This window comes from Pseudobacteriovorax antillogorgiicola (genome assembly GCF_900177345.1).
Lineage (GTDB): Bacteria > Bdellovibrionota_B > Oligoflexia > Oligoflexales > Oligoflexaceae > Pseudobacteriovorax > Pseudobacteriovorax antillogorgiicola.
In genome coordinates this window covers 80,913-106,794 of the sequence record NZ_FWZT01000026.1, presented here as the reverse complement: position 1 = coordinate 106,794, position 25,882 = coordinate 80,913, and the positions used below count along the sequence as shown (strand labels likewise).

Here is a 25,882-nt window from a genome sequence, read left to right as displayed (position 1 = left end):
GGTTATCACAAGTCTTCCGATTTCTTGATTGCACAAGCTTTTAATAAGTTTCTTAAGACCTTTTTTGTTGTAGTTCATCCCTGAACCTAGGTCTTCGATAACCTCAAAATTCCAACCTTGAGATGAACAATAGAGCTGAAGGCATTCAACTTGCCGTTTAAGATCATCTTTTTGGTCATGAGAACTGACTCTAGCATAAGCTACAGTTGGTTTATCCTGGACGAGGATCCGATTGGTGGGCGACTTAATCGCTTGGGCGATCTCGTTCAGATCAAAGAGTCTTTGCCCACCTGGTGTTGTGCCAGCAACCTTAATCTTATCAGCGTTTGCCCATCTTCTAAGAGTATCAGGATGAACTCCGAGTTGTTTTGCTGCTTGTGTCAGTCGTACTTTCATATCGAAAAATATATGCAATTAGCATAGTCATGTCAAGAATAATCTAGAATATTTCTATCTGCTTCTAGCCCCAAACAATGGTTAGCAACTATTTTAGGAGAATAAACTCTTATGCCGCAAGCGCTATCTTTGATAGCTCCTGCGACAACTCTAGTGGCTTATGGAGTTAGGGTGAAGAAGCTTCGATTCAACTCCCAGTCGACTAGTGAAATCGATTGAACCTCAATCCCAGCGGAACATGGCAAGTTGCCAGAAAAGGACGCAACAATATCTTCCTCAGTGACTACCAATGTCGGTTTGGTAAAGCTTGTTTGGAAATTAGATTGATAATTTTGACCATTGCTCTGCCCAAGACATTCAAACCTTGCTTTAATACCTACATTGAAGAACTCAAAGGGAACTTTTCGTCTAATTAACAATTGCTGAAATTGCCCACTTTTGTCTGTTTGAAATTGGTGCTGCACGATTCCTTTAGGATTGTCGCCGTAAATATGGACTTCTCTTGTGAAGCTGGAAGGTTGGTCTACGAACCTGTAAGTCGAAAGATCAAAATTCCTGCCCTTGAAACTTAGAAACATATTCTTATCCAAATATTTTTCAGGTAGCCACGATCCAGAGAGATAGACGTTTTTTCGATCATCTGCAAAGCGGTTGATGAATGTTTCGTATGGAGAGCAATAAATATCTGGTCCATCTCGCGACTCTCGAAGGCATGCCGTCCAGTTCGTCAAGCTTTTCGGAATATCAACTACCTCCAAGAACCTTAACTGATAGTTTAACCCCAAATGGAAGTAGGTTTCGGTGGCAAATGATGCATAGTCAGTCAAGTTTTTGAAAAATTGATGATCTATATTGTCATTGTCTGCTTCAATCCTGCTAATCAAGTAGCTATTGGCATCAAATTTCGGAGCAGCTGATAAGTAGAGTGCCTTTGAGTAGCTTGCGATCCCTTCGTCTTTTGCAATCAAAGTTAAATCAATCCTGGACACATTTTGAAGGATTTCGTGGTCAAGCGATACCGTCCGAGGAAGGTAATTTATACTATTGAATTCGCGGTTAAGGATTTGATCGGAAACGCCAAAGTAGGTAATAGCAAGGAAGTAACGATTTGATTGGAAATCTTGGCTAGCTTTAAAATCGAGATGCATACTACATCTGCTATACTCGGAAAAATTGTACGCGCCACTAAATTCTACCATTTCGTCAGGTTCGCCAAGGCATCGCGTGCTATAGCGAAATGAATCGTCTGATAGTTCCTGTCGAGGAAAGACCCTGAACTCTTCTTGAAGTTCTGTGAAGATATCGAAGCCCTCATGTTTTTCAAAGAATTGCCCTTGTGTGATGAGCAGAGATTTAGCTTCCAATTGATCCCATATATACATGTCGTTTTCGAAAATCTGATTCCAATATTCGAAATCAAGCTTGATCAGATCTTCCGAGGAAAAGCCTTTGCCTTCAAGTTCAGAAATGTCTCTAATGCTCTTAGGGACTGTGACATCACCTAGATAGGTCACCTGACAGTTATTCAGGTTCTTAATATCATCGAGTGACCTCCGGGTGTTACCATGAGAAATTTCTAGGTGCTCTGGGTCGAAGTCTTCCCGGTTTATCGAGAAGGCAAATGACTTCTCGTGGAAGTTGGGTTCGAACTCAATACCTTGATAGGATATCGACAGGTTTATGTAGGTGTCTTTCTGACATAAAACATCAAAGGTCGCTCGCTGCTCAGCAAAGTGCGAAATGAAACTTTTCATTCCAGAAGTGGTATCATAATTGTCTTCCACCTCCGGTAGGCTCCATGGGCGCTGATCACAATTGATTTCGTAAGAGCCAGTGTCTAGCAACTTGGCAGAGCAATCTCGTGTGCTCTTAAAAACACTTATTTTATCCCCAATCGGTGGAGTTGGTGTTAATCCTAACTCAATTAGGGAAAATTCAGTTTGTGGCTTCTCCCCATTTTGGGGTGACTTGTTTTTTCCTTTGGAGCAGGCTGCAATGGCTACAATCGCTAGAATCGAGCCAATGGCTTTGAGTTGGGGGCTAATTCTCATGGTCGTCCTCGCTTGAGAGAGTCATCATCTACTGGGTAGCATTGATGGGATCTTAACGAGGGTTTGAGAGGAACTCCACTTAAAAGCTTCGGCTATCTTGCGCTTGAGTCCTCGTTTTGTGAACAGATTCCACGGTGAGCTTTAGAAAAGTCTTGAAACTTTGATTGTTAGGAGTTCTATGGCTAAAGCTCTGTTAAAACAGATCGCTCTCGCCAGATTTCGCCACGGATGGTTTCAACGATGAGATCTTCGCCATCTTCCTTGAGCATGTAGTTGTGCTGGATGGGAATTTTGCCACTTGGGGTATCCAAAGCATACGTGGGTATTCCAAATCCGGTAATATTGCCTCGCAGTGACTTCATGATTTTCATGCCCCTTCGTAGATCGACCCTCAGGTGTTCGGTGCCTTCGACAGCATGGGGGTGGAACACGTAATAGGGTCGAACTCGCGATTTAAGAAGCTGGCGACACAAGGTCAGCATGCGGTCCTCGGAATCGTTGACACCACGCAATAGGACAGCTTGGTTACCAACGGGGACTCCGGCGTCTACCAAATTACGAATGGCTTGCTGAGCCTCGGGAGTTAACTCTTCTGGGCAGTTGAAGTGGGTGTTCAGCCAAACAGGATGGTATTTGGCTAAAATCTTGCCAAGCTTTGCAGTAACTCGATATGGAAGAGTTACCGGGGTGCGAGTTCCAAATCGGATGATGTCTACATGAGGAATGGCTCGGATGCGGCTCAGAAGATTATCTAGAGCGGCATCGGAGGCAATAAATGGATCACCACCTGTGATCAAAACGTCGCGAATCGCTGGATTGCTCGCGATATAATCAATACCTCGGTCGACGATTTGGCGATTGAAGTGGAGGCCGACCTCGTCATCACGACGCTTGCGAAAGCAGTAGCGGCAGTAGACGGGGCATAGCTGTGCCACGCAAAAGGCAACCCGATCGGGGTAAACGTGGACTACTTCTTTCACTGGTGAGTGGGGCACTTCGTCCAATGGATCTGCTACGCCGACAGAATCGAAGCGCTCCTCAGTTCGCGGCATCGCTTGCAATCGCACCGGGCAGTCTTCTGCCTTTTCTAGTCGAGGCGCCATGAGTCCGGCGTAGTAGGGAGTAATACCGGTTACGAATAGATCTTTAAGCTGCTCGAAGCCCAAGTCCTCCTGGTCCTTTAAGTCCAAGACATCATGAAGTTGCTGCTTTTCTGCAATCTGATGTTTCATCTGCCAACGCCAGTTGATAAAAGTTTCCACCGAGACTCCAAACCTTTCAGCGCTTCGCGCAGTGAGGCTCTGAGGATCCTGGCCAATCGCAAGAAATTCTTCAGGAATAAAGGGGCTATCTAATTCGCGTGACATGTGATGAACCTTATCCGTTGACGAAAGCATGGGCGCTAGCTGGCACACAAGAGGCGTCTCAGTTTGAGCTTGAAGATGACAGAGTCTATGCTGCGGGTAGTCAGCATGCTAGCGGATGTCGCATACTAATGGAGCCAAATATGAATATCAATGAATTGATTCTAGGATCTACGTCAAAATATAGAGCAATGGTCCTTGGACAGGCAGGAATCCGGCACTTTAGACAGCTTGGCTCGGCCGCTGATGAAGAAGCGATCGTCCATAGCCAGCCGCTCGCTATGGCGCAGTTGAGGGCCGAAGCAAAAGGAAATGGAGTCGAGGCCCCACCGAAAAGTATTGTAATAGCTGGTGATCAGGTGCTGGAGTTCGAAGGGAAGCCTTATGGGAAAGTGGCAACTGCTGATGAAGCCAAGGCCCGCTTGCGGTTGTTTTCGGGAAAAACTCACTATTTGCATTCAGCCTACGCCCTTGTTTTAGTTGGTTCTAAAGGCCAAAAATCCATGCAGAGTCGTGTGGTTTCTGTTCCGATGACGATGAGAGCCCTGAGCGAGGCAGAGGTAGATGCTTATGTAGCTACTGATGAGTGGCAAGGCTGTGCTGGCTGTTATCAGTACGAAAACAGGGGAGTCCACCTGTTTGAAAAAGTTCTTGGTGACAGCACTGCGATTATCGGGCTACCGATGCCACAAATTCTATGTGATCTTAGGGATATGGGAGTCAATCTACTGATTGACCCCGAAGGGCCGTGGTAGGTCCGTAGTCAGCCAGGCTAGTTGAGCAAGTCTTGTAAAGCTGGAGGAGCTAAGTGAAAGCCGAGCAAAATCGAGCCATCGTAGTGTGGCTGGTCGATGCCCAAGTGATCTAGCCTATGGTTGGATCTTCGGATTTCTGTCCGTAGGCTAATGGTAAAGCTTCTATAGAAGTTACCCATCAGTGTACTCGCTAGGTACACTCCTAGTCCATCGCCAGAATCGTCCTCATGAAATGATTTTTCACTGAGGCTGACAGCTATCTCACTCCATGTTAACCCAGCCGATAGTAGCAAGCGAAGTTGAACATCTTCGTAAAGCTGTTTCAAAAGACCACTATACAGACCACGTTCCTGGTAACTTGCACTGGCCGGGGTGGTTGACTTGCTGTGGTAGACTTCATTTGTCACGCGCTGGCTCTGCTTGCTCAGCTTGCAGCCTAGTTCAAAGCCAAAGCTATCAGGCCTGATATAATCGATTCCCCAGCCTAGCAGAGGCATTTCATCGGGTACTTTCAGTCTGTCGAACTCTTCAGCAGAATAGTTATTTTTATATCCAAAGAATTAAACGGACCGCAGTAATGGGGGCCTTGGAGCCAGGTTGGAACTGCCTATATGTGAAAGTACTAGTAAACCATACCAACAGCAGAAAAATAGTTTTCATCGACTCCGTGAGAATAGCTTGCATCGATGTCGCTAGAGGCTAAAGATGTTGCTGAAAGTATCGTAAGAACAATTGTTTTCTGGATTATTGGCAATCTAGGATTTTTTTGAGAACGATGAGTCCTGTGAATCGCTTGATAAAGAGCAAGGGCCATTGCGATGGAAACCATATCGTGACATCAAATACCCCTAGAGAGGGAAGCACGGCCTGGGAAAACTCAAAGCCAAAGCTTGCGATGCCAGCCAAGATCAAGACCTCACGATTCGATGAGCATATGCCATGCAGAAGAAAGGCAGCAGCCAAAGTATGAATAAATGTTGGCATCGATGCGGTGACGAAATGAGGAAGTTCAAAAAAGGACTCCCACACAAGTTTGCTAGCAATGACACGCAGCCGTCAAAAGTATTGCGCTAAAAGTGACCTGCTCAGGAAGAGTAGATGGAGCAGACTGAGTCTCGATCAGGGCCTTCAAGTCAGCCACCTCTAGAAATAGAAAGTTTTGAGATTTCAGCCTCTTGTAGCACAGAGGCAGGGCAAGCTATCGGGCTTCCCCTTCCATTGCAGAAAATTTGCCAGTGTTAGCCGGCAATGACCTTTTGTTGATACTGTGGGGAGCTCAGCCCTAGACGGGATAGGATGGGCAAATATCAGTGAGTTGGCAGGCGTCACAGTTGGGTTTGATAGCCTTGCAGGTATAGCGCCCAAGCAAGATAAACCAGTGGTGAGCTGCGGGAAGGTACTTCGGGTTAACAACTTTCAAAAGTTGCTCCTCACACTTATCAGCGTTGGCTTCCACATGGAGACCAAGGCGCATCGTCACTCGATAAACGTGGGTATCAACGGCCAGAGTCGGGTGTTTAAACAGCTCGCCGAGGATCACGTTGGCAGTTTTGCGGCCAACCCCAGGCAAGGCTTCAAGCTCTTCCTTAGTTTTTGGGACCCGGCTTTTGTGCTGATCGATCAAGATTTGGCTCAGACGAAACACGTTCTTGGCCTTAGTTGGGGCTAAGCCAATGGTACGGATTTTCTCAAGCAAGGCCTCCTGGCCCCAAGAAACCACTGTCTCAGGTGTGAAGCCTTCCCGATAGATGGGCTCCATCACGCGATTCACCATCTTGTCCGTAGTTTGAGCTGATAAAACCACGGAAACCAGAAGTTGGAACTGAGTTTTGTAGAAAAGCTCGCACTTTGGGTTTGGATCAAGGTCGCGGAGCCTAAGAATGGTTTTCTCAGCAATTTCACGGCGTTTGGCTTGAGAAAAGGGACGACCCTTCGGTCGGAAATCCCTTTTAACTGCTTTTTTGCGGGGGCGACTATTCGGAGACTTCAAGGACGACATCACCATGTACCTTACACTGACAAGCGAGACGTTCGTCTTCTTCTGCGGCCATTGTTTCTAGGAAATCCTTCTCGTCATCCTGCATTTTGCTAAGGTTTTCTGCACCCTTAACAACTTTGACCATACAGGCGCCACAGGCTCCGTCACGACAGCCGAAAAGAATCGATGTATCATGGTCTTCGCACATGTCGATAAGGGCGTAACCGTCGTTTACATCAAGCGTTAAATTATCAGTCGTAATCTCTACTTTTGGCATTATCATACTCCTCGGGATAGATTGCTCCCATGTCTTTTTTTCGGACTTTTGGTCGCGGACTATAACTATATCTATTTAAGTTAAAATTTCCAGTCCTTATATGAGGCTGGAAATCCCTATCAACACTTCAGTTGGGCCTTCAGAACACTTATAATGACAATGGCCGTTCCTGCAAATCACAAGTTCTCGAAAATGGACTTCAATCTCGTTGATTTGGCAGCTAGAGACCAACAGACTCCCTAAACAAGACATCAGTGTGGCTTTCCGGCCATCAAGCGCGGATCATAACCCACGCCAACTTTAATTGCTTGCTCAATCTATCGTTTTTTAGGAAATTCGTGGTCTTGTCTTTCAATTTCGACTGGTCTAGTCTCCAGGATCGCGAAAGACGAGAGTCTTGAGTATGTGCAATATGACAGGTGAACGGAGAGAAGATGGCCAAGTCGACCAGTAAAACCAGTACGAGATCGAAAAAAACAAAGCAGGCTCTTATGGGTTGGAAGCTCAAGAGCTTCTTAAAAGATAGCGCTGCCACGGCCAAATTGAAAAAGTTCGATGGTACGGTTTACTACCTCGGCGATGCCGATGCTTTTAAGGCTATAAGTGAAGATATTAAAGATGAAGTGGGCCCGTTCCAAGCTAAAACACTTAGCTCCAAAAAAACGGTGCAAAAACTAGTGACAGATGATGGGATCATATGGGTTGTAATTCCTCAAGTTGGTGACCAGGGTATCAACTCTAGAAACAGAGGCCGTCTTGCACCAAGCCCCTATAGCCGAGCCAGAGAGCTGATGGGCTCCGTCTTAGGTGATATTGAATCAAGCGCTGTGAAACAAGTTAAGATTGTGGGTGAGCATTGTAGTGATGACGAAAAGCGCGGCCTCTTGGTGGGCGCTGAGCTTGCGGCCTACACCTTCCGTAAGGCTTTGGGTAATCAAAGCTCTGATTTGAAGATATACTGGGATGGTTTTAGCAAAGCGCTAGTTGATGAGGCGGCGAATCTGGGAGTAGGCACAAACCTCGCCCGACACTTGGTTAACGTTCCTCCAAACGAACTCTATCCGGAGTCATATAGCCAGACAGTAAAAGATCTCTTTGATGGGCTTGCAGGGGTCAAAGTCACTGTATGGGATGAAAATAAGCTGGCTCGGGAAAATATGGGCCTCATCCAGGCGGTTGGCAACGCTGCTCAGCATAAACCACGCTTGGTTCACATCCGCTACCGGCCTCGGGGAGCGTCCAAGCAAAAGCCGTTAGTGTTCGTGGGGAAAGGTATCACTTTCGATTCCGGTGGTTTGGATATCAAACCAGCCATGGGGATGCGCTATATGAAGAAGGATATGGGCGGCTCGGCGGCACTTGTGGGGATGTTCTATGGCCTCGTTCATAACAATCTCAAGAAGGCGATCGATATCTACCTGCCGATGGCTGAAAATGCCATTGCTGGAAATGCCTTTAGGCCAGGAGATATCTACACGGCGCGCAGTGGCAAGACGGTCGAAATTCATAACACAGATGCTGAAGGTCGTTTGATTCTTGCTGATGCTTTGAGTCTTGCGGCAGAGCAGTCTGGAGATCATAAGGCGCAGTCTATCATCAACGTGGCTACCTTGACTGGTGCTGTTAAAGTGGGGCTTGGCGTTGGTATGGGAGGCTTTTTCAGCAACGATGACGCCTTGGTTGAGAAAATCGAAGAATCGTCCCAAGGCTCAGGGGATCTAATGTGGGAGATGCCGCTTTTTGACGACTATAAGTCGCAATTGAAAAGCTCCGTTGCCGACATCAATCATTGCTCGACCTCTGGCTTTGGTGGTGCAGTGACCGCAGCACTATTCCTGCACGCCTTTGTCGAAGAAGCGTCATTTGCTCACTTTGATATTTACTCGTGGATGGACCGGCCCAAGGGTGCATTGCGCGAAAGTGGTGGTAGTGGACAAGGGGTTCAGTGTTTGTATCAATTGGTTCAAAGTTATTAATTCGCCTAATCAGGGAGTGTAGGCCCAAATGAAAGTAGCAGAAATTAGACGCAAGTATTTAAACTTTTTTGCGAGCCACGACCATGTAGTGGTTGAAAGCTCGCCGCTCATACCTCAGAACGATCCCAGCTTGCTTTTTGCCAATGCGGGTATGAATCAATTTAAAGATACCTTCTTAGGGAATGAAGCGAGGGCCTACACCCGTGCAACAAGTTGTCAGAAATGTGTTCGGGCGGGTGGCAAGCATAATGACTTGGAAAACGTCGGTTTCACGGCGCGGCACCACACCTTCTTTGAAATGCTGGGTAACTTTTCATTCGGCGACTACTTCAAGGAAGATGCGATTTCCATGGCTTGGGAGTTTGTGACTAAGCATCTTAACCTGCCCATCGATAAGATTTACGTTACGGTTTTTGAAACCGACGACGAAGCAGCAGATATCTGGATCAATAAAGTGGGCTTTCCTAAAGAGCGAATTTATCGCTTTGGTGAGAAGGATAACTTCTGGTCCATGGGTGACGTTGGGCCTTGTGGTCCGTGCAGCGAGATGTTTATCGATCGCGGTGAGCAGTATGCTTGCGGTGAGGAGTGTGGACTCGGCGTTTGTGAGTGCGATCGATATATGGAGTTCTGGAACCTAGTCTTTATGCAATACAACCGCGATAAGGACGGTAACTTAACCCCTTTACCCAAGCCTTCAGTCGATACTGGTATGGGCTTAGAGCGGATTGCTAGCATCATTCAGAAAACCGATACGAACTACGAAATTGACGCCTTCATTGATATTTTGAATCGTACTGCGAAGATGGCTGGTCAGTCCTATGATCCTAAGGCCAAGGATGCGTTCAACTATCGGGTTGTTGGAGACCATGGGCGAGCTACCACATTCCTGATCGCTGATGGAGTGATGCCATCCAATGAAGGCCGTGGCTATGTCTTGCGCCGAATCATCAGACGTGCGGTTCGCTACGGTAAAAATATTGGTTTCCAAGAGCCATTCCTACATAAGATCTGTGAGTTTGTGATTGAGCAGATGAAAGATGCTTATCCAGACTTAACCGACAAGAAATCGTTCATTATGAAGGCGGTTCAAGCTGAAGAAGAGCAGTTTTTTAAGACTCTAGAACGGGGCTTAAACCTACTCGATGAAGAGATCGGTAGTCTCAAAGGCAAAACTCTCTCAGGGGAGGTCGCATTTAAGCTCTATGACACGTTTGGCTTCCCGGTTGACCTTACGCGAATCATCTGCCAGGAGCGCGGCTTAGGTGTGGATGAGACTGGTTTTGAGCAGGCTATGGCGAAGCAGAAAGAGCAGTCTCGGCAGAACTGGAAAGGTGCCGGTGGAGCTGCTGTCGATGGGATTTATCACGAGTTGGCTGAAGTGCTTCGTGGTAAGAACCAAGCCCCTGTGTTTCAGGGCTACGATCAACTTTCAGCAGATGGAACCTGTGTTGCACTTCTTAAAGCCGATGGTGATAGCAAGGCCAGCGTTGATTTCTTTTCTCAGGCAGGAGAGCTTATCGAAGCCGTATTCGACAAAACACCATTTTACGCTGAGGGCGGTGGCCAGGTTGGTGATCGTGGCGTTGTGAAAGGTGATGGCTTTGAGGCCGATGTTGTCGACGTGAGAAAGCCTGTTGATGGCTTGATTGTTGCCCAATTGAAGGTGACAGACGGCTCTATCAAAGTAGGAGGTAAGTACCATCAGCAAACTGATGAGGAAACTCGTCGGCTGACCGAACGTAACCATACGGCCACTCACATGCTTCATTGGGCCCTTCGGGATACCTTGGGCGATCATGTGAAGCAGGCAGGTTCGTTGGTTAATGATGAGCTGCTGAGATTCGACTTCTCGCACTTTCAGTCGCTTACTAACGAAGAAATCAAAACCATTGAAGATAAGATCAATCAAAGAATCTGGAGCAATAGTCCGGTGATTCATCAAGAGATGGGCAGGGATGAAGCCGTTGAGGCTGGTGCCATCGCCTTCTTTGGTGAAAAGTACGGAGATGTTGTAAGAGTTGTGCGAGTTGGAGATTTTTCTACGGAACTATGCGGTGGCTGTCATGTTCGTAGCACTTCTGAAATCAACATCTTTAAGATTGTGGCAGAATCTAGTATTGCTGCTGGAGTTCGACGTATTGTGGCATACACTTCAAAGCAGGCATTCAACTATCTATCTGCGCAAGATCATGATGCGCGTCTTGTGAAGGATCGCTTCAAAGTAAGTAGTGCTGAGGAAGTTCTGGGGCGGGTTGAGAAGCTTGTGCTGGCAGAGAAAGATCTAAGACGTCAACTTGATGAACTAAAATCTCAGTCTATCGCCAATGAGCTAGATGCTTTGGTGGGTCAGGCCGAATCTGTCGGTGATTGTAAGGTACTAACTTATCTTGTTCCAGAGGATGATCAGGGGGTTAAGACCCTGAGAGATGTATCAGATAGAGTTCGACAAAAAGACGACTCTCTAATTGTTGTCTTAGGGATGAAGCAGGCAAGTACCGGGAAGGCTCTCCTTCTCGCCGCTAAAGGCAAGGCGGTCGCCAAAGGCTTCAAGTCTGGTGACTTGATCAAGGTCTTGGCTCCCCATATCGATGGACGGGGTGGTGGCAAGCCAGATATGGCACAAGCTGGAGGCACCAAACTTGAAGGTATTGACAAGGCTTTGCAAGAAGCTAGTTCTGAAATCAAAAAACTGTTGAGTTAGAACATGACAAAAACTCTTATTTCATGGAACGTGAACGGTATCAGAGCTGTTCTTGGTAAGAACTTCTGGGAGTTCTTTGAGGAGTATCAGCCTGATATCCTTTGCCTTCAGGAGACAAAGGCTCAGCAAGATCAGGTGGACATTGAAATCGATGGCTATTATCAATACTGGAATAGTGCTGAAAAGAAGGGCTATTCTGGGACCGCGATTTTCACAAGTGTGAAGCCAAAGGATGTTCGCTACGGGCTAGGGGTTGAAGAACATGATAATGAAGGTCGAGTCTTAACTCTAGAGTTTGATAAGTTCTTCCTTGTTACGGTCTATACGCCGAATTCTCAGACGGGTCTCAAACGTTTGGATTATCGAACAAAGGAGTGGGATAAAGCCTTCCTGAGCTATGTGAAGAAGCTTGATAAATCAAAGCCAGTGGTGTTCTGTGGTGATCTGAATGTGGCTCACAAAGAAATTGATATTGCGAACCCAGCAGCAAATGTTAAGAATGCGGGATTCACACCTCAAGAACGAGCAAACTTTACCAAGATTGTTCAGTCAGGTTTCGTGGATACCTTTCGCATCTTCAATCAAGATCCCCAAAACTACACTTGGTGGAGTTATCGAACTCGCGCGAGGGAACGAAATGTGGGTTGGCGGATCGATTACTTTTGTGTTTCAGAAAGAATCCAAGATCGTGTCGCCGATGCCCGCATTCTAAGCGACGTCATGGGTTCCGATCACTGCCCGGTTGCTATAGATCTTGAAAAACTATGGTAAATTGTTCGCCCTTCTCCGAAAGGTTAAGGGCGATTGCCAAGCCTCGCCAAACAGATCACGCCTCATCTAAAAAATAGATTTTACAGATAGATCTAGAAAGTCTTATAATAGTTGTAAGAAGTTCCCATAAAAAAGTTGTCTGAATCACGCTGCTTCCATGCTGCTAGTGATCTGCCGGATTGAGTTCTCAATTTGGTAGACGAGGCTAGAACAACGAACGCCCATTCTTACTTACAAGCTTGATTGATCTCAGCTCGTTTCGAGCTGTTGGTGTTTTATTGTTTATTGTTACCCCAATCATGAGGTCAGTGTATGAGATACCTTTTTGTGCTTGCGTGGGGAGTTCTTGGTCTGTGTCTTTCGGCCCAAGGACAAACGCAGAAATCCTATAACCTTGATCACCAGCATGTTCCTGGTCAGCTACTGGTAAAGTTTAAGTCTGGAGTTCCAGATGAGCTAAAAGACAAAATTTTAAAAACATTGCCGAAGCCATCAGGTTTACGGACTCTGTCTCAAGAGACGACTGCGGTACTCGATTTCTCTGTAGTTCGTAGTGTAGCCGGGCTCAAGGAAATTGCGAAGGCATTGGATGCCATGCCTGAAGTGGAAATTGTTGAAGCCAACGTTGTTTATCAGCTCTACGAAACTCTGCCGAACGATCCAGAATTCGCTAAACTATACGGACTTCGCAATTTAGGTGAAGATGGTCAGAAGACTAGCAAAGATATTGGTGCGTCTCTAGCATGGGACAGCAACACAGGATCTAAAGATGTTTTGGTTGGGATCATTGATACTGGAATCGACTACAATCATCCAGATCTTAAAGATAACATTTGGACTAACCCAGGTGAGACAGGGTTGGATGAAGAAGGTAATGATAAGAGTAGCAATGGGCTTGATGACGACGGCAATGGTTTTGTTGATGATTGGCGAGGCTGGGACTTCTATAATAATGACAACGATCCGTTGGATGGCAACTCCCATGGGACTCACTGTGCTGGTACCATAGGAGCTAAAGGAAACAACGATATCGGGGTAGTTGGTGTCAACTGGGATGTCTCCCTAGTGGGCCTCAAAGTTTTTTCAGACTCTGGCTCTACCACTACGGATGCATTGGCAGCAGCGATTAGCTACGCAACCAGCTTGGGAGTTGATCTCACCAGCAATAGCTGGGGAGGGGGTGCTGCTTCTGACATCATTCGTGAAGCCATTGAAGGAGCAAACGAAGCAGGTATTCTATTTGTGGCGGCAGCTGGCAATAGCTCATCAGACAACGACGCACGGCCTCACTTCCCGTCCTCATACGAAATTGACAATATCATTGCTGTGGCTTCCACCGATAGTGATGATCAGCTTTCCTCGTTTTCGAGTTATGGAGCTACTAGTGTAGATGTAGCAGCGCCGGGAACAGATATATATTCCACTGTGCCAGGTGGAAATTATGGCTACAAAAGTGGGACATCCATGGCTACGCCTCATGTTGCCGGCTTAGCAGCACTTGTCAAAGCTCAGTTTCCAGACTTAAGCCATTCCCAAATCAGAGATCGAATCCTTGCCACTGCCACAGTGCTACCTAGCCTTTCTGGGCGAGTAAAGTTTGGGCGAATCAATGCATTGTCAGCTTTAGAGTTAGATGAGATTGACCCTTCGATTCCCGATTCGTTGGCACTTGCGAATGCAGGCCTTAAATCTATCGATGTCACTTGGCAAGCCTCAGGCGATGATGGTCTAGAAGGAGAAGCTAGCCGGTATGAAGTAAGAATCTCGGATCAAATGATCGACGAAGAAAATTGGAGTTCTGCCACTAAGTTTGAGTTTTCTGATATTCAGTCGATGGATGGCATGGTTTCTGGCACTATCAGCAAATTAGATTTCAATCAAAAGGGCTTTCTAGCTCTTAGGGCTTTCGACAATGTTGGCAATGCTTCCGGTGTTTCCGAAAGCTTAGCCTTCTCTGTTCGCGAAGCCGATATCATTATTAACAACGAAGGAAGCCTAGATCTCTTTGCAAATATCGACGCGCCATGGGGAGTGGCATTAGAGAATGAAAATTCCTATATTACAGATAGTCCTGAAGGAGGTTATAGCAATAGTATTGATATTTCATTGGTATCATCTTCAGTGACTGTAACAAGCCAAGACATGCTTCTTGCGTTTGATACTAAGTATGATTTAGAAACCCGTTACGACTATGGTTATCTAGAGATCAAAGTCGACGACGGTGAGTGGACTGAACTAAAGTCCTACAACGGTAATTCAGAATGGTCGACAGAGTATTTCGAGCTTCGAAGTCTATTGGACAACGCCCAGTCCTTTGCATTCAGATTTCGCTTGAAGACTGATGGCTCCGTCACCAGAGATGGCTGGTCCATCGATAACATCAAAATTATGGTGCCAATGACCATGTAAGTGCCTGGGCTGTTCTTCGGAGCAGCCCCTACAATTTGTTAGGGTATAGGAGGGGATATGAAATACCTTAAAGTAGGAGTCTTGAGCCTTTTCGGGCTCGGGTTGGGGACCTATTCCTCGGCCCAAGAGTGGAAGGAACCCTTGCCAAGTTTTACGCCCAATACTTGGCAGTGGATCGAAGTTCCTGAAAGTTCCTGTCGTGATGGCTCGAACGCTGGTTTTTTTGTTAACTATAGTAACGAATCTGATAATGTGATGATCTTCTTGGAAGGCGGCGGAGCATGCTTCAATAGCCAAACCTGTAGCCTATCCCCAAGCCGAGTATCACGCACACCACCAGGCGCGCAAGGCGTGTTTGACCGGAGCGATAGCAGCAATCCTGTTGCAAACTGGAATATAGTCTTCGTTCCCTACTGTACTGGTGATGTCTATGCTGGGTCGAATGATAACGGTTACGTCTCTAGCAGGATTCAAAACCAGAAGTTTGTTGGTTTTCGCAATATGACTCGCTTTCTAGAAAGGATTGCACCTACCTTTAGCAAGGCTGATCAAGTTCTGCTAACTGGAGAGAGTGCTGGTGGCTTTGGAGCTGTTTGGAACTATGACCAAACTCAAGAAATCTTTGGTGATGTGCCAGTCCATATGATTGACGATTCGGGAATCGTTTTCTCAGATGATTATCTAGCACCATGTCTACAGAATCGCTGGCGCCAGCTGTGGGGACTTAATGATACGCTACCCAAAGATTGCAGTGATTGCCAAAGTTCGAACGGAGGAGGCCTCGCACAGCTACCAGTGTTTCTTGAGGATAAGTATCCAGATCGAGACTTTGGCTATGTTTCAAGTCTTTCCGATTCTGTCATACGTCTCTTTTTTGGCTACGGAAGAAACAATTGCCGGGTGATATTTCCCTCGACGCCAGCATCGACCTTTCGAGCAGGTATGTTCGAGATGCGAGATGATATACTAAGCAATCAATCGGTGTTCTATCTCACAGAGGGTACCGATCATACGAGTTTATCGGGTGGCAGCTTTTATAGTAAGCGGGCAGGCGGTCAGAGCCTCAATCACTGGGTTGCTGACTTTTTGAATCGAGACGCGGTTTCTAAAGGCCCTTAAAAAAGGCCCTAAATCCTCCATAGGCCCCAGACTTGTGTAACAAGGCTGGGGCCTTTATGGGGCAGCTTCTAGCTGATCAAAACGGAAATCTAACCCTCGCTCGCTTGAGCGATATCGTCCTTACTTTGGGCAATGGCAGCCACCTGCTCATCATCCCATTCCAGCTCGGCCTTGTTGCGTAACATTGTAGGATACCAGCGATTGACAAATCTTAGGGCGAAGGAGCGCCTGCTTGGGTCGCGCTCCCCATCCTCTACAGCTGCTTTGGAAAGGGCTACAATTGCTTTCATTTCACAGATGCGCGAGGCATTCAGCAAGGCAGGAGAGATGTTGTCAAAGGTAACTAACGTTTCTCGAAGTTTTTTCAAGAGGCCGATGATGTCAGACGATTTGTTCTCGTTGAAGGTGCCTTTTACATTTTGCTTCATCAGTTTCATGACCAAGGTGACAATACTGTTTAGGTAAGTCAACTTGATTCTGTAATAGCGTTTTTTGATGGCATCCGTTTCTGCAAGTGCCTTCATCCTTGCTGCCACCAAGCTTTCCGCAAATCGTCTTGGGTTGCGAATGATGTCCTTGATGGTATCTTTTATACACATGAGAGCTTGAATTTCAGAGGTGCCTTCATAGATACTGATGATAAGGCTCTCACGCACCCACCATTCAGGCTGGTACTCTTTGGTGAAACCGTAGCCACCATGGATTTGCAGGCAGGTTCTAGCGATCACAAAGGAACGCTCACCAGACCACCATTTAAGTAGAGGTGTCCACTCTCTGAGTTTTCTCTGGTAATTCTTGATCTCTTTCTCAAGCTCTTTCGTTCGCTCGTCGCCGAGAGCCTTGTCTTCGATTCGTCGCTCCATGAAGTGGACGATGGATGCATAGTATGAGCCGCGGTAGAGTAGGCTTCGGAAGGTTTTGATCTCGGCTTCCATGTCGAGTAGCTTCTCACAGATCATCTCGTGCTGCGAAATCGGTTTGCTCCATGCGACCCGTTGATCCGCGTAGTCCTTTGCGAGCCGATAGCAGGCTTCCATCAGACCTAAGCCTTGAAAGCCAACTGCGAGGCGGGCCTCGTTCATGAGAAGGGACATATACTTGAACCCAAGGCCGTTCTTGCCAACTAGCCAACCTTTTGAGCCATCAAACTGTAAAGCACATGTGGCTGAGCCGTGAAGACCTGGCTTTTCTTCGATTTTGCTAACAATATAGTTTGCCTTGCCGTCCAGCTCTTGGGGGACAACGAATAGAGACAGGCTCTTAAGTCCTTTGGCACCTTTTTTATTTTGGGCTAGGACGAGGCTCAAACCTCCAGAGCCGTTGCTGATGAACTGTTTGGAACCATAGATCTTCCAAGTTCCATCCTCTTGCTCTTCGCCATAGGACCTCATGCTAGCCAAGTCGGAGCCGACATCGGGTTCCGTGAGCGACATGGACCCTGATACTTCGCCGGTAATCATGTCGGGAAGAAACATCGATTGTATCTCTTCGTTACCAAACAGGGCGATGATGTTAGCAATCGAGCTGTACCAGCCAACATTAAGTAGTGTCGATGGGCAGGCCCGTGCGATCATCTCGCTTCCCGCCAGCTCCATTAGAATGGGGGCATCCATTCCGCCATGCTTAATGGGAACTGATAGAGCGTGTGCCCCAAGCTCTACAAACGTTTTGACATTGCTTTGCATGGTAGGAGGAACTTCCACCTTACCGTCTTTTAGAACGAGGTCTTCTTTTTCTACTTGAGCAGCATTGTCGCGTAGCTGTGTGCCTGCAAACTCGCCCACAGACTCGATCATCTCCAGCCATAAAGACTGAAACTCTTCAGTTGTGCTGACCCCCAAAGCCTCTTTTTCATCACTGGAAAACAGCTTGTATAGCTCATGCAGCTTGTCTTCTTGGAGAATTTGATAGCGCATATCGTCGTTATCGAGAAAAAAGTTACCTTTAGCTTTCATCGTTTGCCTCCCAATTGCCCTGTACAGTTTGTCTGCTAGGGTCCGTATCTTGAGTCTTTCCTGGGAGTGATATTAAGATAATCAGTAGAAAAATTCATGTTGATTATCGGGGCAAGCGAATGACTCTATGGCGACTCAGCCTATGGCTGGTATTGAGTAGTTTCCTAAGTGGAAATGAGTATGAACAAAATATCAGGGAAAACTGTCGATCCGAAGTGGCCGGCGCTCTGATCAACGGCAAGAATCGCATCGATATGCTTGAGCAAAATTTGGGGCTTTGGCGGCAGAAAATTGGTCAGTTGGAAAAGGAGCAGGCAGATCTTAAGAGGAAGCTAGAGCCTCTGGTGGAAAAGGCTAGGATGGATGAATTCAACGCGATACTTGAAGAAAAGATCAATGGTGTCCGCCACCGTTTGCAGGCTGTTGAGGGCCAAATGAAGCTCGGACAGCAACAAATCACGCAAAACAGCCCGGAGGTAAAAGAAGCTAAAAAATGGCTGGCAGCCTATAAGAAAGTCATTGCTCCCGTATTTAAAATCAGCAAAGTTACGACGACCCATGCAGGGGCCTACAATTTCTCGGTGGTCTATCATCATGACTGCGGAAAATTTCAGTACATTTGCCCACTGCCAAAAGGGCATCGAGAGGCCTTAGTGAGGATCGCTAAAGAACTTTCGCAGCCGCAACATTGTGTCCGGTATTCTCAGGTCATCCCCCCCTTGCCTTGAGCGCTAGAGGGCTTATACTAGGGATTCAGCCTCGCCATGTGCTTGGCAGGCTCAAAAACTCAAACTTGATGCGGCAAAAGGAAAGCTATATGGAAGAGTGGAAACCAGATCAGTTAAAGCAAAGTCTTGATAATGGTGACAAGGTGTTCTTAAAGCTTTGGAAACGAGGCTGTGGAATCTGCAAGCTTTCTAACTCAGCGACAGATCGTATGGAAAAAAACAATACCCATGGACTCACATTTGCCAAGATCAATGTCGACGATCATCCGGAAATGCTTGATCTCGCTGGAACCGGAAGCCTTCCTTTGTTTTTTGTTTTCGCAGATAAAGAAAAGAAGGGGATGTACACTGGCTTCAAAGGCTTGGAAAAGCTTCAAGAGTTTGTTGACGAATCCTTGTCTTGATGGCAAATGGCCTTGGCTTTTACTGCCTGGGCCACAAAACCAATATAGATGAGTGCAAGAAAGCCAAAAACCAATCCTACCATGAGGTCAACCTTTGACCGTGAAATGTAGATTTCAAACCATCGTTCCAGAATAAAGTGAATATAACTGGGGGGCAAATTTGTGTCACCTGACTCCCTTAAAATCTGCCAGTGAATATCCGTGAGAAAGCAATAACCAAGTCCGTAGTAAATTCCAAAGCCTAACCATGAAATAATAGTGAGGGAAAAGCTGGCTAGAAATAGCTTTCTCGGCCAACCTTTGAAAGCCCAGAATAGGCAGTTGGTGAGAATTACTGCAATGTGGGTTGTATGCATGAGTATGTTCAGGGTTTGGTATTCCATTGAAGACTCCCGGAAAGCAATATCATCTGTCAATTCATTACCAATGAGTACAAATCGAACTATCAAGCTTGCTGTGTTTTATTCATAACTCTGAAAGAGCGGGGTGTCGCCAGGAAAACGTATAGAAATCTTTCACTAAGAAAGTTTTACAAAAAGCTAAGAGTGATTTGGCTTGGCAGCTCCGATGAGAGTTTTGGAAGGAGGTGTTCTATGAGACAAAATCGACCCCGAGCTTTACTAGCTCTTTCACTGTCAGGAAACGAAGACCATGTGATTCGCTATGCAATCAGTTTATGCGAACGTTCTGATATGGATTTAGAGCTTTGCCATATCTTGCCTAACACCACACCCTATGTTTATGAAAGTGCATATTTCCCTGAGTCTCTTTATCCGGTCAAGGACCCTATGATAAGGCAGGCTCGTGCTGAAGACAAGATGAATGAAATCATGGCCCGGTTTAATAGTGATTGTATCGTTGCAAGGACGATCCGGCGAGGCTGGTTTGAGGATGAATTGGTGGATCTGGTGGATCATCACCAGGCAAGCCTGATAATCGTTGGCCGTGAAAATGACTATAGAAGCATCGTAAAGCGCATGACATCAGGGCTAGTGAGTCTAGTGAAGACTGCACATGTTCCGGTGCTGATGGTGCCCAGAGGTTTGCGACAGGCCCTTTCTGTCGAATCCAAGATCATTGTTGCTGATTCCCTGACTCCGATGACGAGCTACTCAATGTCGGCAGCTTTCAATTTTGTTAATCATATCCCGGATTCGACCGTCTATCATGTCCACGTTTGTGACGAGTTAGGGAACGATCTTGAACTGATCCCCCCAAAGCAGTTCGAAATGGTTTTTGCCGCTCTTTCGGAAGGTCGTGACCAAGAAGACTTGCATGGCATGATTCACCACTATGTGAGGATGAAAATGTCTGAGCGATGCCCTGCGAGAGATCAGTACGGGAATTTGGGGATTCATTACGAACCAGTGATTTTATTTGGTCGAACGGCGGAAGAGATTCCTAAATTTGAAGCCAAAGTTGATGCTGACCTACTTGTGGTGGGTTACCATCAGAAGTCTTTCTTATCGGGGCTCCTTCGTGGACGCCAGCTGCCATTCCAGGATCAGATGAAGTTCCCGGTTCCGGTATTGGTAATGCCGCGCTTGAGTGAGCAAGACGCATCTCAGTTCTCGCTAGCAGCTTAGTAAGAATTCACGACTTCAGTTTCTTCGATCGATCTATCGCTTCCTGAACCTCTTTCACAATGAGGTTCAGGTCTGGCGGTTTTTGATGGAATGTATCAAAAGCGGTTTTGCGCTTGCTGGAATTGGATTCATTTTCAGGAGCACCGCTAATCCCGATAACAGTACAGGAATCAGGCTTGATTTTTTCAGCCAGCTCGATACCAGTCATACGTGGCATCTTTACATCAGTAATTACACACTGGGGCTTATTCTTCTGATAAAGTTCCAGAGCCTGGCCACCTTCATTGGCACGAATGGACTTGATTCCATACGACTCGATGAAATCGGCGATTAAGTTCATGACTTCAGGATCATCATCCACCACTAATACAGAATCAACAAGGTCATCTTGAAATGTCTCGGGTTTGGTGGAAGCCTTTCTTGGAATATAGATCGTAAAGAATGGTGATTCTTGATTAAGGTCTTTTACCAGAAATCCACCACCAAGTGATTCTGCTATATTCACAACAAAACGAAATTCAGAGTAGTCAAACTGCTTGAATCGATTATGAGCCTTATCGAGTTTATCGATATCTTGTGTAAAACCTCTGATGTCGATATTTGTAAACCTGTCTTGACCGCGAATCGTATTATAGACATGAAGGCTAAAATCCAGTTTCTGGTATTGATCGCGATTTACGATGTCTAGGATGGCCTGAGATAAAAGAGTGGGGTTGGTTTGCATGATAGCGATAGAGTCGGGGCTGTGAAAGAATAGCTGTCGCGATCCCGTGGGGTTTCGAAATGAATTTGCTACAGCATCGTTGAGCTGTTGAATGGTGGTATCTGACTTTTTAAGCTGAACACCTTCAACAATTTGCTGCAGTGTTACATATCTGTCTACTGCGCGAAGCATATTGAGTGAAGCATCTCTAATACCCTGGCAATAGGGAGTGGGGTCTCCTTGCGGGTCGTCGACGATCATATCCGTTTGCAAGATAATGTTATTGATTCCTTCCCGCGCCTCGAAGGAAAGTTGACGAAGCACTTCGATCATTTGCTGGTGGAATGCGATGGATGCAACCCTTTCCTTGGTTGTTGTTTCGATATGTATGAGGTGTCCTCGGTAATAGAGGGCTAAGCAAGCCGCAGACATGGCAAGGTTGAAGTAGAGCATGTCTCCTGGTTCGACGAGAGTGTGTACCGAAAGCGCTGAAAGTGGAACCGATAGATAGAAAAACTCGTGATCAGCAAAGCTTTTTTGTCGAATGGATCGATAAGCAAAAAGGATCTGAGCGGCTCCCAGAGCAACGACAGAGAATATCAGAAGTCCTTGCAACATTTCAATTGAGACTCGTTCGTTGTCTATGGCTAATGTGAGGGTCGTCTGGCTGAAAAGGGCTAGTCCGGAAATTCCTAGAAATCCGATAGTATGATAGAGGGGCTTTAAGAACAGAGAGGACATGAAGCACGAGCTAAGCACCAGACTGAGGCTAGTCAATGTAAGGCATATGTGTCCAATTTCAGCGAGCAGTGAGTCCTTGACTAGAAAGTAGAGCCCTACGGAGATTAGTAGCAGGCAAGTGCATGCCCCAAGAGCTTTTTGAACTGGACCTCGTGCATCATTTTTATGGTGTATCAGGCTTGTGAAGGTGAAAGCCGTGCATGCTCCGAGAAAGACGAGGCTTTCCTGGAAGAAGCGATCGCTGCCATAGAGACCCACAAATATAGCAGCGAGAAAGCAAGCGAGCACGAAAGCACTTTCTTTCAGAACAGGCAGATTCTTTGACGGTAAGGTCGGTTTCAAGGTAGTCCTCTAAAATTGATCGCTTGTTCCGCTATCGGGAAAAATCCTAGAAAGTTCAACCAAGTAATCTTTCAGTTTCGTAAACTTTGTGATTTGATAATTGAAATTGAAGGTAAATTTGAGAGTGGCCCCACAGGATCGGGGGCTTTCGGCTATGATACGCAGCGTAAATGTCTATTTTTTCTTCTCATAATTCGATATAGCTCCGTGTCACCAAACTCGCCCTTCATCAATGATGCGAGGTAATGAGTATTAAACCAGTGGCCGCGTCCCGCCCTCTGAAAAATTTTACCTTCGTAGGGTACATCCGGGTGTAAGACCCCCAGTTGAGCGACAAGGTCCTGCGAGTTTGCGTAATGCTCTGCAAATGCAACTTGGGGGATGGATTTGCTGGGGCTAGCGAACGTAAAAATATGAATCCGATCAAGTTGGTCAGGGCGCTCTTGAGCTATGTGGTGTAGGCATTTACCGAGTATGATACAGCCTTGAGAATGAGCAACAATGTTGAGCCTAGCATCGGGGTATTGGTCGAGGAGGTTTTCCAGCCTGGTCTTCATCCAACGAACGGGAAGAGCATCAATTCCCACGTTTCTACCTAAAAATGATTCGAATAGGTCGAGAAACAAGCCGTCAGTTGGGTTGTGAAGAAGTAGAAACTCTTTACCTAGTAGCTTGGAGAGCCAGCGACCCTGGATAGCTAACATATTAATGTCAACCATGACGCCATTGATGTAGACCCACATCTCATCATCGCGGCTAAAGTCAACAGGCTTCTTGACCTTTAAGATGCGATCACCATCAGCGAATAGAGCTTGGCGAGGAATAATAGAATCGACCAAAGGAACGTCAACTCCTGCATACTTCCGGACTGAGTTCATCATCCTTAAGGGGGGTAAACGAAGCACTTCACTGAACTCATCAAGCTCGCCTACCACTTGGGACATCACATCCGAGTAGCTATCTTTCATGAGACTTTTGAAAAACGCTAAATCTTCCTTAATGTATTTCATTACCTACCTCCGTTTCGTGAGGCTATCGGTGAATCGATATTGAGATTAAGAGGAAGTGAAGAAAAATTCGAAAGTCTGGTTATTCTTGTTTGTTGAGGGCTAAATTAGCCTGCTCGATTAGGGCTATTTCTGTGTTGCGAGAGTAAATAAGGAATCCCACCAGAGGTATTAAAGGAAGCAAAACCTATGATAGGTTTTGCTTCCTTTAGTGATAGGGCTACCTAATGGCTAGCCTTACACTGAGGCAGAATTAAAGAACGCCTCGACGCTTCTGATCCCGCTCGATGGCACGGAAAAGAGCGCCAAAGTTGCCCTCACCAAAACCGTAGTGGTTGTTGCGTTGAATGAACTCGAAGAAGATCGGGCCAATCACATTCTCAGTAAAGATTTGGATGAGGTAGCCTTCCTTGTCACCATCGACGAGAAGGTTGTAGTCTCGAATCTTCTTATGATCTTCCTTCACATTGGGAAGTCGCTGGAAAACTTCGTCATAGTACTCAGCATCAATATCCAGAGTTTTTAGCTCACCTGGCTTGATTGAGTCCATAGCTTTAAGGATATTGGGTGTTAGTAATGCAATATGCTGGATGCCCTGACCCTTGTATTCTCTCAGATACTCGTTAATCTGAGATTTCTCCTCTTTGCCTTCGTTGATGGGAATGCAGAAGCTTCCACATGGAGAACGAAGTGCGTAGGATAGCAGCCCAGTCTCTTCACCTTCGATATCGAAGTAGCGAACTTCTTCGAAGCCAAATACGTCTTTATAGAAGTTAGCAAGTGGAACTAGCTCTCCTTCAAAAACGTTATTGGTGAGATGGTCTATCAAGTGGAAGCCTTTTGACTCAACCATGTCTGGCTGATCAAGATCTTCGAAGCCCATTTTTCCTAGGACGTCGTCATTGCAAGGAGTTTCCACAAAGTAGATCAAACTCTCGCCAACACCATAAATTGCTGGGATGGGCTTACCATCTAGTTCGAGATCAACTTTTTCTGCCGCTTTCGCGCCACGTTCCACAGCTACTTTAAGAGCCTTCTCAGCATTCTCAACTCGCCAGCCAGTTGAGCAGGCGCAAGGGCCATGATTACCAGTGAACGTTACAGCAAACGAATCGGGCTCGGTGTTAAGGAAGAAGTGAATATCGTTTTGTCGATAGTAATCAATCTTCTTTTCTTTGTGGCGCTTGGTGCGTGAGAAGCCCAAGATCTGGAAGAGCTGATGCATTTTCTCAGGCTCGGGAGTACTAAACTCGATAAAGTCGAAGCCTTTAATTCCTACAGGATTCTCTGCCATAATCAATCCTCCTTGTGTGCCCAAGTTGGGTCAATGTGCTTGAAACGCCTGAATTACAGATTCAGGCAGTCGAATGGGTTTATGCTTTGCATTAAGAGTGACTAAGGTTATCTGCCCCTCGACGACCGTCTGTTCCTGCTTTCCTGTATTCACATAGGCTATCTGCTGGCAATAGAGTGCCGGTGACTGACTATATGATACTTGGGTGCGGACGATGATTTCATCACCGTGCTTGGCAGGAAAACGATACTTGAGCTGACATTCTGAAACGACGAAGTGAACACCTTGGTCCCATAAAGACTTTAGAAAAGATATGCCTATAATCTGCTCGCGGGCTCGTTCGAAGTACTTCAGATAGTTGGCGTGGTACACGAACCCCGAAAGGTCCGTGTCTTCATAATAGACGGGGAATCGGGATTCCCCCACCAGCTCTCCTATAGGCCTAGCCAAGATATTTACCATAAAGCAAGGCAAGCTCTTCGCGGCGCTGTGCTGGAATAGCATCTGGCGATGTGATGATTGCAAACTTGGCTGCTTCCAAGTTCGGTGAGCTAGACACTTCCGGAAGCTTGCTAATAAGCTGCCTTACAATGGCTTTAGCATTTTCACTGTTGGCTTTAAGGATTGCTAGAATAGCTTCCACAGAAACATCATCAGCACCTTCTTTCCAGCAGTCATAGTCCGTGGCCAAGGCGAGCATACCGTAACACATCTCGGCTTCTCGTACGAGCTTAGCCTCAGGCAGACCTGTCATGCCAATCACCGAAGGCTTTAAGGTTTCGCGATAGTGTCGCGACTCAGCTCGTGTTGAAAACTGAGGGCCTTCGATGCAGACATAAGCACCACCGGTGTGAACTTTATCGCCCATTTTCGCTTTCGCCGCCTGAGCAACCAAAGAAAGCATCTCCTGGTCGAAGGGGTCGGCGAACTCTATGTGACCGACCACACCGTTACCGAAGAAGCTGGCTTCCCGTTGACCCTTCGTTCGGTCGAACATCTGATCAGGTACAACCATGTCTCCGGGATGGATATCCTCTTGCATGATACCAACTGCACTGACAGCTAACACGTGAGTGACACCAAGAGATTTTAAAGCATAGACATTGGCACGATAGTTCACTTCGCTTGGGGTCAAGCGATGGCCCTTGCCGTGCCTCGGTAAGAAGTAAGCTGTTTTGCCTTCGAGACGAACTTCCATGATTTTATCGGATGGCTTGCCAAATGGAGTCTCGAGGTCGTGTTGTTTGACCAACTCGACCCCTTCCATCTCATAAACTCCGGAGCCGCCGATTACGCCTAGTTTTACAGGGTATTCAGCCATG

Annotated in this window: 23 protein-coding genes; 9 read left to right on the top strand and 14 right to left on the bottom strand. The window is 46.5% G+C overall.

Annotation, left to right across the window (positions count from 1 at the left end; genetic code table 11):
- From B9N89_RS26160 to B9N89_RS26150, 3 genes are all read right to left on the bottom strand, one after another.
- Positions 1 to 396, bottom strand: a 396-nt coding sequence (locus B9N89_RS26160; protein WP_143478273.1) for an IS607 family transposase, incomplete at its 3' end; no start/stop codon positions are given.
- Positions 397 to 554: 158 nt separating this feature from the next.
- Positions 555 to 2,447, bottom strand: coding sequence for a hypothetical protein (locus B9N89_RS26155; protein ID WP_132324163.1), 1,893 nt, complete (start codon positions 2,445 to 2,447; stop codon positions 555 to 557).
- A gap of 182 nt (positions 2,448 to 2,629) precedes the next feature.
- On the bottom strand, positions 2,630 to 3,814 hold the full coding sequence (locus B9N89_RS26150; RefSeq protein ID WP_159455647.1) for a KamA family radical SAM protein: 1,185 nt from the start codon (positions 3,812 to 3,814) through the stop codon (positions 2,630 to 2,632).
- 17 nt (positions 3,815 to 3,831) lie between these two features.
- On the opposite strand from B9N89_RS26150, the gene B9N89_RS26145 reads away from it, so the two are divergent.
- Entirely contained in the window at positions 3,832 to 4,566 is a 735-nt protein-coding gene (locus tag B9N89_RS26145; RefSeq protein ID WP_132324167.1) for a Maf family protein, read from the top strand.
- Between the two features lie 17 nt (positions 4,567 to 4,583).
- Here the strand turns inward: B9N89_RS26145 and B9N89_RS26140 are convergent, their stop codons facing one another.
- The 4 genes from B9N89_RS26140 to B9N89_RS26130 all read right to left on the bottom strand — a co-directional run bounded on the left by B9N89_RS26140 (position 4,584) and on the right by B9N89_RS26130 (position 6,821).
- Positions 4,584 to 5,063 (bottom strand): hypothetical protein, encoded by a 480-nt coding sequence (locus tag B9N89_RS26140; RefSeq protein ID WP_132324169.1) that lies wholly within the window; start codon positions 5,061 to 5,063, stop codon positions 4,584 to 4,586.
- A 247-nt stretch (positions 5,064 to 5,310) separates the two neighbouring features.
- Positions 5,311 to 5,595 carry a hypothetical protein gene (locus B9N89_RS31560; RefSeq protein ID WP_132324171.1) on the bottom strand — a complete coding sequence of 95 codons (285 nt, stop codon included), beginning with the start codon at positions 5,593 to 5,595 and terminating at the stop codon, positions 5,311 to 5,313.
- A 253-nt stretch (positions 5,596 to 5,848) separates the two neighbouring features.
- Positions 5,849 to 6,556 (bottom strand): endonuclease III, encoded by a 708-nt coding sequence (gene nth, locus B9N89_RS26135; RefSeq protein WP_200820795.1) that lies wholly within the window; start codon positions 6,554 to 6,556, stop codon positions 5,849 to 5,851.
- Positions 6,540 to 6,821: a 2Fe-2S iron-sulfur cluster-binding protein gene (locus tag B9N89_RS26130; RefSeq protein WP_159455646.1), complete on the bottom strand. Its 282-nt coding sequence runs from the start codon at positions 6,819 to 6,821 to the stop codon at positions 6,540 to 6,542. Before B9N89_RS26130 ends, nth begins: the two co-directional genes overlap by 17 nt.
- 434 nt (positions 6,822 to 7,255) lie before the next feature.
- On the opposite strand from B9N89_RS26130, the gene B9N89_RS26125 reads away from it, so the two are divergent.
- The 5 genes from B9N89_RS26125 (at position 7,256) to B9N89_RS26105 (ending at position 15,800) form a co-directional block, all read left to right on the top strand.
- Positions 7,256 to 8,797 (top strand): M17 family metallopeptidase, encoded by a 1,542-nt coding sequence (locus B9N89_RS26125; protein ID WP_132324177.1) that lies wholly within the window; start codon positions 7,256 to 7,258, stop codon positions 8,795 to 8,797.
- A 28-nt stretch (positions 8,798 to 8,825) separates the two neighbouring features.
- Entirely contained in the window at positions 8,826 to 11,501 is a 2,676-nt protein-coding gene (alaS, locus tag B9N89_RS26120; RefSeq protein ID WP_132324179.1) for an alanine--tRNA ligase, read from the top strand.
- A 3-nt stretch (positions 11,502 to 11,504) separates the two neighbouring features.
- Positions 11,505 to 12,272 carry an exodeoxyribonuclease III gene (locus B9N89_RS26115; RefSeq protein ID WP_132324181.1) on the top strand — a complete coding sequence of 256 codons (768 nt, stop codon included), beginning with the start codon at positions 11,505 to 11,507 and terminating at the stop codon, positions 12,270 to 12,272.
- A gap of 312 nt (positions 12,273 to 12,584) precedes the next feature.
- Positions 12,585 to 14,681: a S8 family peptidase gene (locus B9N89_RS26110; RefSeq protein WP_132324183.1), complete on the top strand. Its 2,097-nt coding sequence runs from the start codon at positions 12,585 to 12,587 to the stop codon at positions 14,679 to 14,681.
- A 57-nt stretch (positions 14,682 to 14,738) separates the two neighbouring features.
- Positions 14,739 to 15,800, top strand: a complete 1,062-nt coding sequence (locus tag B9N89_RS26105; RefSeq protein ID WP_132324185.1) for a pectin acetylesterase-family hydrolase — start codon at positions 14,739 to 14,741, stop codon at positions 15,798 to 15,800.
- 89 nt (positions 15,801 to 15,889) lie between these two features.
- Here the strand turns inward: B9N89_RS26105 and B9N89_RS26100 are convergent, their stop codons facing one another.
- Complete coding sequence (locus tag B9N89_RS26100) at positions 15,890 to 17,755, bottom strand: acyl-CoA dehydrogenase family protein (protein ID WP_132324187.1); 1,866 nt, start codon at positions 17,753 to 17,755, stop codon at positions 15,890 to 15,892.
- 119 nt (positions 17,756 to 17,874) lie between these two features.
- Here B9N89_RS26100 and B9N89_RS26095 point away from each other — a divergent pair, with 119 nt between their 5' ends.
- Together B9N89_RS26095 and B9N89_RS26090 are read left to right on the top strand one after the other, a co-directional pair.
- The gene (locus tag B9N89_RS26095) at positions 17,875 to 18,483 is read left to right on the top strand and encodes a hypothetical protein (RefSeq protein ID WP_132324189.1); all 609 of its coding nucleotides are present in this window, start codon (positions 17,875 to 17,877) and stop codon (positions 18,481 to 18,483) included.
- 89 nt (positions 18,484 to 18,572) lie between these two features.
- A complete protein-coding gene (locus B9N89_RS26090) occupies positions 18,573 to 18,887 on the top strand; it encodes a thioredoxin family protein (protein ID WP_159455645.1) in 315 nt (104 codons plus the stop codon).
- Here the strand turns inward: B9N89_RS26090 and B9N89_RS26085 are convergent.
- Entirely contained in the window at positions 18,857 to 19,270 is a 414-nt protein-coding gene (locus B9N89_RS26085; RefSeq protein WP_132324193.1) for a DUF2784 family protein, read from the bottom strand. The genes B9N89_RS26090 and B9N89_RS26085 overlap by 31 nt on opposite strands.
- A gap of 210 nt (positions 19,271 to 19,480) precedes the next feature.
- Here B9N89_RS26085 and B9N89_RS26080 point away from each other — a divergent pair, with 210 nt between their 5' ends.
- Positions 19,481 to 20,473, top strand: a complete 993-nt coding sequence (locus B9N89_RS26080; RefSeq protein ID WP_132324195.1) for a universal stress protein — start codon at positions 19,481 to 19,483, stop codon at positions 20,471 to 20,473.
- A 7-nt stretch (positions 20,474 to 20,480) separates the two neighbouring features.
- On the opposite strand, the gene B9N89_RS26075 is transcribed toward B9N89_RS26080, so the two are convergent.
- From B9N89_RS26075 to mtnP, 5 genes are all read right to left on the bottom strand, one after another.
- Positions 20,481 to 22,259 (bottom strand): ATP-binding response regulator, encoded by a 1,779-nt coding sequence (locus tag B9N89_RS26075; protein ID WP_132324197.1) that lies wholly within the window; start codon positions 22,257 to 22,259, stop codon positions 20,481 to 20,483.
- A 152-nt stretch (positions 22,260 to 22,411) separates the two neighbouring features.
- Positions 22,412 to 23,269, bottom strand: coding sequence for an alpha/beta hydrolase family protein (locus tag B9N89_RS26070; RefSeq protein WP_132324199.1), 858 nt, complete (start codon positions 23,267 to 23,269; stop codon positions 22,412 to 22,414).
- Positions 23,270 to 23,519: 250 nt separating this feature from the next.
- Complete coding sequence (hppD, locus tag B9N89_RS26065) at positions 23,520 to 24,560, bottom strand: 4-hydroxyphenylpyruvate dioxygenase (protein ID WP_132324201.1); 1,041 nt, start codon at positions 24,558 to 24,560, stop codon at positions 23,520 to 23,522.
- A 30-nt stretch (positions 24,561 to 24,590) separates the two neighbouring features.
- The gene (locus B9N89_RS26060) at positions 24,591 to 25,010 is read right to left on the bottom strand and encodes an acyl-CoA thioesterase (RefSeq protein WP_279433282.1); all 420 of its coding nucleotides are present in this window, start codon (positions 25,008 to 25,010) and stop codon (positions 24,591 to 24,593) included.
- Entirely contained in the window at positions 25,003 to 25,881 is an 879-nt protein-coding gene (mtnP, locus tag B9N89_RS26055; RefSeq protein ID WP_132324205.1) for an S-methyl-5'-thioadenosine phosphorylase, read from the bottom strand. Before mtnP ends, B9N89_RS26060 begins: the two co-directional genes overlap by 8 nt.
- Between the last annotated feature and the right edge of the window lies 1 nt (position 25,882).

What these genes read in the sequence shown, in the direction of transcription:
- B9N89_RS26155 (WP_132324163.1), bottom strand. Translation starts at nt 2,447, where the DNA reads ATGAGAATTAGCCCCCAACTCAAAGCCATTGGCTCGATTCTAGCGATT.
- B9N89_RS26150 (WP_159455647.1), bottom strand. Translation starts at nt 3,814, where the DNA reads ATGTCACGCGAATTAGATAGCCCCTTTATTCCTGAAGAATTTCTTGCG.
- B9N89_RS26140 (WP_132324169.1), bottom strand. Translation starts at nt 5,063, where the DNA reads ATGCCTCTGCTAGGCTGGGGAATCGATTATATCAGGCCTGATAGCTTT.
- B9N89_RS26130 (WP_159455646.1), bottom strand. Translation starts at nt 6,821, where the DNA reads ATGCCAAAAGTAGAGATTACGACTGATAATTTAACGCTTGATGTAAAC.
- B9N89_RS26125 (WP_132324177.1), top strand. Translation starts at nt 7,256, where the DNA reads ATGGCCAAGTCGACCAGTAAAACCAGTACGAGATCGAAAAAAACAAAG.
- alaS (WP_132324179.1), top strand. Translation starts at nt 8,826, where the DNA reads ATGAAAGTAGCAGAAATTAGACGCAAGTATTTAAACTTTTTTGCGAGC.
- B9N89_RS26115 (WP_132324181.1), top strand. Translation starts at nt 11,505, where the DNA reads ATGACAAAAACTCTTATTTCATGGAACGTGAACGGTATCAGAGCTGTT.
- B9N89_RS26110 (WP_132324183.1), top strand. Translation starts at nt 12,585, where the DNA reads ATGAGATACCTTTTTGTGCTTGCGTGGGGAGTTCTTGGTCTGTGTCTT.
- B9N89_RS26105 (WP_132324185.1), top strand. Translation starts at nt 14,739, where the DNA reads ATGAAATACCTTAAAGTAGGAGTCTTGAGCCTTTTCGGGCTCGGGTTG.
- B9N89_RS26100 (WP_132324187.1), bottom strand. Translation starts at nt 17,755, where the DNA reads ATGAAAGCTAAAGGTAACTTTTTTCTCGATAACGACGATATGCGCTAT.
- B9N89_RS26095 (WP_132324189.1), top strand. Translation starts at nt 17,875, where the DNA reads ATGACTCTATGGCGACTCAGCCTATGGCTGGTATTGAGTAGTTTCCTA.
- B9N89_RS26090 (WP_159455645.1), top strand. Translation starts at nt 18,573, where the DNA reads ATGGAAGAGTGGAAACCAGATCAGTTAAAGCAAAGTCTTGATAATGGT.
- B9N89_RS26085 (WP_132324193.1), bottom strand. Translation starts at nt 19,270, where the DNA reads ATGGAATACCAAACCCTGAACATACTCATGCATACAACCCACATTGCA.
- B9N89_RS26080 (WP_132324195.1), top strand. Translation starts at nt 19,481, where the DNA reads ATGAGACAAAATCGACCCCGAGCTTTACTAGCTCTTTCACTGTCAGGA.
- B9N89_RS26070 (WP_132324199.1), bottom strand. Translation starts at nt 23,269, where the DNA reads ATGAAATACATTAAGGAAGATTTAGCGTTTTTCAAAAGTCTCATGAAA.
- hppD (WP_132324201.1), bottom strand. Translation starts at nt 24,560, where the DNA reads ATGGCAGAGAATCCTGTAGGAATTAAAGGCTTCGACTTTATCGAGTTT.
- mtnP (WP_132324205.1), bottom strand. Translation starts at nt 25,881, where the DNA reads ATGGCTGAATACCCTGTAAAACTAGGCGTAATCGGCGGCTCCGGAGTT.